A 6,318-nucleotide genomic window follows, 5' to 3' on the forward strand; every position below is an offset into this window, starting at 1 on the left:
CCTTCCGCTTCGGCCAGAAATCCGCCTCGCTCGGCATTCCCATGGGCATCATCTACCTGGCGCCCTTCACCGGCTTTCTGCTGGTGGTTCTTCGTCTGCTACAGGCCATCGTGCTTGACGTGCGCGGCATCCGGGAGGGAGCCGCCCCATGATCACGCTCATTCTTTTCGGTCTTCTCGCCGTCCTGCTGCTGTTTTCCGTCCCGATCGCCATATCGCTGGGTATCGCCTCGACACTGGCGCTCATCGTATCGGGAAAGGTTTCCGGCTCTTATGTCCCTCAGGGCCTCGTGACCTCGATCGACAGCTTCCCGCTGATGGCCGTTCCATTCTTCATTCTTGCCGGCGATCTCATGGGGCAGGGCGGCCTGTCGCAGCGACTCATCAATGTCGGGCGCATGTTCTTCGGCCGCTATACGGGCGGCATGGCGATCATCGCGGTCGTCACCTGCATCTTCTTCGCCGCGATCTCCGGCTCCGGTCCGGCGACCGTCGCCGCCGTCGGCACGATCCTGCTCCCGGCCATGGCGAAGGACGGCTACAAGCCGAGCTTTTCCTCGGGCCTCATCTCCTGTTCCGGTTCGCTCGGCGTTATCATTCCGCCGTCGATCCCGATGGTCATCTATGCCACCTCGGCCAATGTATCGGTGTCCAAGATGTTCATGGGCGGCGTAGTGCCGGGCCTGCTGATCGGCTTTGCCCTCATCGGCTATGCCTGGTGGCAGTCGAAGCGCGATGGCCAGAAGCCGGGCGACTACCGTCCCTCCGGCCGCGAGATGCTGGCCGTCCTCAATGATGCCAAGTGGGCGCTCATGGTGCCGGTCATCATCCTGGGCGGTATCTATGGCGGCATCTTCACTCCCACGGAAGCTGCGGCCGTCGGCGTCATCTACGGCTTCGTGGTCGGCACCTTCGTCTACAAGGAGCTGAGCCTCAAGGATCTCTACAAGATCTTCGCCGGCTCCGGCCTGACCTCGGCCACCATCATGCTGATCGTCGGCACGGCCACCATCTTCGGCCGCGCGCTCGCCATCGAGGGCGTGCCGGTGATGCTGGCGACCGCCATCACCTCCGCCGTCGATCAGGCATGGCTGCTGCTGCTCGCCATCAACGTGATCCTGCTGATCGTCGGCACCTTCATGGAAACCATCGCCGCCATCATCATCCTGACACCGATCCTGTTGCCGCTGGTCACCGCACTCGGGGTGAGCGCTGAGCATTTCGGCATCGTCATGATTGTCAATCTGGCGATTGGCATGGTGACGCCACCCGTCGGCGTCAATCTGTTTGTCGCCTCGCGCATCTCCGGCCTCTCGCTTGAGACGGTGGTGAAGGGCGCGATCACTCCCATGCTTGTGATGATCGCGGTGCTGCTGGTCATCACCTATGTGCCCGCACTTTCGCTGGCGCTGCCGGCCCTCTTCGGAATGTAATGTAAAGGATACGCAAGATGAGCAAGAAACTCAGGGCGGTCATCATCGGGCCGGGCAATATCGGCACCGACCTGCTGATGAAGATGCAGCGCTCGCGATGGGTGGAGCCGGTCTGGATGGTCGGCATCGATCCCGCTTCGGAAGGCCTGAAGCGGGCGGCCGAAATGGGTATAAAGACCTGTGCGACCGGCGTCGACGGCGTGCTGGAGCATGTGCTGGCCGACGATATCCGCGTCGCCTTCGATGCAACTTCCGCCTATGCCCATGCGGAAAACTCCCGCAAGCTCAACGAGCTCGGCGTTATCATGGTGGACCTGACGCCTGCTGCCATCGGCCCGTTCTGCATTCCGCCGGTCAACCTGGCCGATCATGCCAAGCGTCTCGAGATGAACGTCAACATGGTCACCTGCGGCGGTCAGGCCACCATTCCGATGGTGGCTGCGGTCTCCCGCGTGCAGCCGGTGGAGTATGGCGAGATCATCGCCGCCGTTTCCTCCCGTTCGGTCGGCCCGGGCACCCGCAAGAACATCGACGAGTTCACCCGCACCACGGCCCATGCCATCGAGAAGGTCGGCGGCGCAAAGCGCGGCAAGGCGATCATCATCGTCAATCCGGCGGAACCGCCGCTTCTCATGCGCGACACCGTGCATGTGCTGACGGAAGGAGAACCGGATCAAGCGGCGATCGCCGAGAGCGTGAAGGCCATGGCCGCCGAAGTGCAGAAATACGTGCCCGGCTACAAGGTCGTGAACGGCCCCGTCTTCGACGGCAAGCGCGTGTCGATCTACCTCGAGGTCGAAGGTCTCGGCGACTTCCTGCCGAAATATGCCGGCAACCTCGACATCATGACGGCGGCAGCCCTGCGCACCGCCGAACTTTTCGCCGAAGAGGCCGTCAAGGGCGTCTTCACCCTGCCGGCACGCGGCTGAGGAGATTGAAATGAGCATCGAAGGACGCAAGATCACCCTTCACGAGATGAGCCTGCGCGACGGCATGCATGCCAAGCGCCACCAGATCTCCATCGAGCAGATGGTCGAGATCGCCAAGGCCGCCGACGAAGCCCGCATGCCGTGGATCGAGGTAACCCATGGCGACGGGTTGGGCGGCGCTTCCGTGAACTACGGCTTCTCGGCGGCAACCGACGAGGAATATCTCTCCGCCGTCATCCCGCACATGAAGCAGGCCAAGGTTTCGGCGCTTCTCCTGCCCGGCATCGGCACCGTGGACACGCTGAAGCGCGCCATGGATTGCGGTATCTCCGGCGTACGCGTCGCTACCCACTGCACCGAGGCCGACTGCGCCGAACAGCACATCACCTATGCCGCCAAGACGGGTCTCGACACCGTCGGCTTCCTGATGATGTCGCACCGTGCCAGTCCGGAAAAGCTGGTTGAGCAGGCGCTTCTCATGGAAAGCTATGGTGCCAACTGCGTCTATTGCACCGACTCGGCCGGCCACATGCTGCCCGATGACGTGACCGCCCGCATCACCGCCATCCGCGCGGCGCTGAAGCCGGAAACGGAACTCGGCTTCCACGGTCACCACAACCTCGGCATGGGCATCGCCAATTCGGCGGCAGCCGTTGCCGCAGGCGCAAACCGCATTGACGGCGCAATCGCAGGCCTTGGTGCCGGTGCCGGCAATGCCGCGACCGAACTGCTGGTCGCTGTGTTCGAGCGCATGGGTGCTGTCACCGGCGTCGATCTCTTCAAGATCATGGACGCCGCCGAGGATCTGGTCGTGCCGATGATGGATCGTCCGATCCGCGTCGACCGCGGCTCCTTGGTTCTCGGATATGCCGGCGTCTATTCGTCCTTCCTGCTGTTTGCCGAGCGCGCGGAAAAGCGCTACGGCGTTCCGGCCCGCGACCTGCTTCTGGAACTCGGCCGCCGCGGCATGGTCGGCGGCCAGGAAGACATGATCGAGGACCTGGCGCTGACGATGTCGCGCGCCGCAAAGGCCTGAGCCCCAGGGCCACCAGATATCGCACTTCGCAGCGGTGATGCCGTTGCGAAGTCCCGATCAGGGAATTAAGCGTTCCATCTGCCGCAGTCGCCGGCAATGCACGAAGGCCCGAGAGTATCGAGAGGCTTTCGACTTCAGGGAAATGGAGCAGGATATTGAACCCGACCACGATCCAGTTGATCGCTGCAGTGTTGTTTGCGGTCGCGATCCTGCACACCTTCTCGGTCAAGCTGTTCGAGCGGCTTGCCCACAGCGATCCGCGCCATGGCGGCGTCTGGCATCTTCTGGCCGAGGTCGAGGTCGTCTTCGGCTTCTGGGCGATGGTGATGATGCTCTTCATGTTCGCCATCGAGGGTTCGGAAACCGCGACCCATTATCTCGATGGGCGAAATTTCGCCGAACCGATGTTCGTCTTCGCCATCATGGTGATCGCCGCCACCCGGCCAGTGCTGCAGTTCAGCCAGGCGGTGGTCAAGGCCATCGCCTCCATCCTGCCGGTACGCCCGCAGATCGCCGCCTTCTTCACCGTGCTGTTCGTCGTACCGCTTCTCGGTTCCTTCATCACCGAGCCGGCCGCGATGACCGTTGGCGCGATGATCCTTTCCGCCGGCGCCTTTGCGCGCGGTATCTCGCCCCGGCTGAAATATGCAGCCCTTGCCGTCCTCTTCGTCAACGTGTCCATCGGCGGCACGCTGACGCCCTTCGCCGCGCCGCCGATCCTGATGGTTGCTGGCAAGTGGAACTGGGACATGCCGTTCATGCTGGAAACCTTCGGCTGGCGCTCGGCGCTTGCCACGGCGGTCAATGCCGGACTGCTCTCCTTCCTCTTTCGCAAGGAGCTTGCCGCCTTGCCGTCCGGCTCGGAAACGGTCGTCAACCGGGTGCCGATACCGCTGATCGTGGTGCATCTCGCCTTCCTTGCGCTGGTAGTGGCGTTTTCACACCATCCGGCGGTCTTCCTTGCGCTCTTCCTGTTTTTCCTCGGCGTTACTCAGGCCTACCGCGCCCATCAGGACCGCCTGATGCTGCGTGAAGGACTGCTGGTCGCTTTCTTCCTCGCCGGGCTTGTGGTGCTGGGCGGGCAGCAACAATGGTGGCTGCAGCCGCTGCTGACAAGCATGAATTCCGATGCGATCTACTTCGGTGCGACGGCCTTGACCGCGGTCACCGACAATGCGGCGCTCACCTATCTTGGCTCGCTGGTGGATGGTCTGACGGACGAGTTCAAATATGCCCTCGTTGCAGGCGCCGTCACTGGCGGCGGCCTGACCGTGATCGCTAATGCACCCAATCCGGCCGGTCTTACAATCCTGAAAGGTCATTTCGAGGACGAGACGGTCAATCCCCTTGGCCTGCTGGTTGCAGCGATACCGCCGACCGTGATCGCCATCGCTGCCTTTTGGATTATCTGAAACGAGATCGGGTCTGCTCTTTCTCTTGCTCGTGGGTATGCAGCATTTCCACCGGAGAGAAGAGCGGAGCGCGCTTATACCGGCACTTGAAGCAACCTCGATCACGCCATTCCGCCGGTCTTGCAGTGGCGCCTTTCGTCGTTGCCGCGGTATCTTGCGGCCGCCGACGTCGAACGCGTCATTGCATCGTGCGATCAACTCGCTAGAGGCCGCCTGCGGGATCGAGCAATCCTGCTTCTATTGGCTCGTCTGGGACTGCGGGCCGGAGACGTGGCCTGCCTTAGGCTCGACGATATCGAATGGACGTCTGGTATGCTGCGCCTGAGCGGCAAGGCGCGCCGGCAAGTTCGGCTGCCATTACCGCAGGACGTCGGTGATGCACTTCTCGCATACATCGAGCAGGAACGGCCATGCGTGCCTCAAGAGGCGGTCTTTCTTACAATGATTGCACCCTACCGATCATTTGCGCAGTCCTGTCATGTCTCCACGATCGTAACGCTGGCGCTAAAACGTGCGGGCATTTCCGATCCCCCGTCGTCTGGAGCGTGCCTGCCGCGCCACTCGGCGGCAACCTCGATGCTCCGCTCGGGGGCCACACTCGAAGCTATTGGTACGGTGTGGGAAGCAGAAATCCAGCTACGGTTGTCCTCAATTCGTCAATATCCATCTTGAATAGTTCGTTCGTTCGAACCAATGTGTAAGAAATGTAACTGGAGTGACATCAACGCCGACAGTTCGCGCCCGGTTTAGCGCAACGGAAAGATGAGAGGGACGCACTATGAGAACGCAAGCCCGTTTAATTCAGCACCCACCGTCGCAGGAGAATTTCGGCCTGCCACGGAACAAAAGACACTCCCATGTGGCTTCTCGCAGAAATTAACAGCGAATCAGGAGGTTACAAACCGTGCTACGCGTGTCTCGGACCCAGAGGAACTGACGGCTGAAACGTCGCTTCTCAAGCCATCTCAAGCGAATTCGAGACCTCCTCGTACTTTATCGAGCCAGTCGAACTTGCCGATCGAAGGACTGTAGAATCGACTATGACGAACAGAACACAATTGGGCACCGCCATCTCTCCCGACGGCAAATCCATTCCGTCCCGTGACTCAAAGGCGACCCACATGCCAAGAGGACAACCATTCATGGACGGGCAGCTTCAGTCTCTCATCGATGCGCTTGATGTCGCTAGCGACGAACGAATGGTGCGCACCGCGCTCAAGTGCTTCGCAAGCGCATACGGGTTCGAACGGTTCGCCTATCTTCGGACCGCTGGCGGAGAAATGAAGACTTTCAACTCGTATCTTCCCGAATGGCAGGAGGTTTACTTTGTAAATCGCTATTCGCGCATCGATCCGGTCATCACCACTGCAAAACGGCGGAAGGAGATGTTCGCTTGGTCCGTAGACGACTGGTCCTTCCACGACCAGACCAGGGAGCAGAAACTATTCCGTTCGCAGGCGATCGACTTCGGGGTCCGTTCCGGGATAACCATACCCATCGAGGGCAGTT

Annotated in this window: 6 protein-coding genes; all 6 read left to right on the plus strand. The window is 61.2% G+C overall.

Features of this window, described 5'->3' with window-relative positions; translation table 11 throughout:
- The first annotated feature begins 148 nt into the window (after positions 1-148).
- Complete coding sequence (locus OJJ21_RS12565; protein WP_297686732.1) at positions 149-1,432, plus strand: TRAP transporter large permease; 1,284 nt, start codon at positions 149-151, stop codon at positions 1,430-1,432.
- 17 nt (positions 1,433-1,449) lie between these two features.
- Positions 1,450-2,361, plus strand: a complete 912-nt coding sequence (locus OJJ21_RS12570) for an acetaldehyde dehydrogenase (acetylating) (RefSeq protein WP_297686733.1) — start codon at positions 1,450-1,452, stop codon at positions 2,359-2,361.
- A 10-nt stretch (positions 2,362-2,371) separates the two neighbouring features.
- Positions 2,372-3,397: a 4-hydroxy-2-oxovalerate aldolase gene (gene dmpG, locus OJJ21_RS12575; RefSeq protein WP_297686735.1), complete on the plus strand. Its 1,026-nt coding sequence runs from the start codon at positions 2,372-2,374 to the stop codon at positions 3,395-3,397.
- A 155-nt stretch (positions 3,398-3,552) separates the two neighbouring features.
- The gene (locus OJJ21_RS12580; RefSeq protein WP_297686737.1) at positions 3,553-4,809 is read left to right on the plus strand and encodes a putative Na+/H+ antiporter; all 1,257 of its coding nucleotides are present in this window, start codon (positions 3,553-3,555) and stop codon (positions 4,807-4,809) included.
- A gap of 141 nt (positions 4,810-4,950) precedes the next feature.
- Entirely contained in the window at positions 4,951-5,481 is a 531-nt protein-coding gene (locus OJJ21_RS12585) for a tyrosine-type recombinase/integrase (protein WP_297686739.1), read from the plus strand.
- Between the two features lie 470 nt (positions 5,482-5,951).
- Positions 5,952-6,318, plus strand: a 367-nt coding sequence (locus tag OJJ21_RS12590) for an autoinducer binding domain-containing protein (RefSeq protein ID WP_297686741.1), incomplete at its 3' end; no start/stop codon positions are given.

This window comes from Ferrovibrio sp., from assembly GCF_025869515.1.
In the GTDB taxonomy this organism is placed as follows: Bacteria; Pseudomonadota; Alphaproteobacteria; order Ferrovibrionales; family Ferrovibrionaceae; genus Ferrovibrio.

Coding starts and splice junctions, on each gene's coding strand:
- OJJ21_RS12570 (WP_297686733.1), top strand. CDS start 1,450: ATGAGCAAGAAACTCAGGGCGGTCATCATCGGGCCGGGCAATATCGGC.
- OJJ21_RS12565 (WP_297686732.1), top strand. CDS start 149: ATGATCACGCTCATTCTTTTCGGTCTTCTCGCCGTCCTGCTGCTGTTT.
- dmpG (WP_297686735.1), top strand. CDS start 2,372: ATGAGCATCGAAGGACGCAAGATCACCCTTCACGAGATGAGCCTGCGC.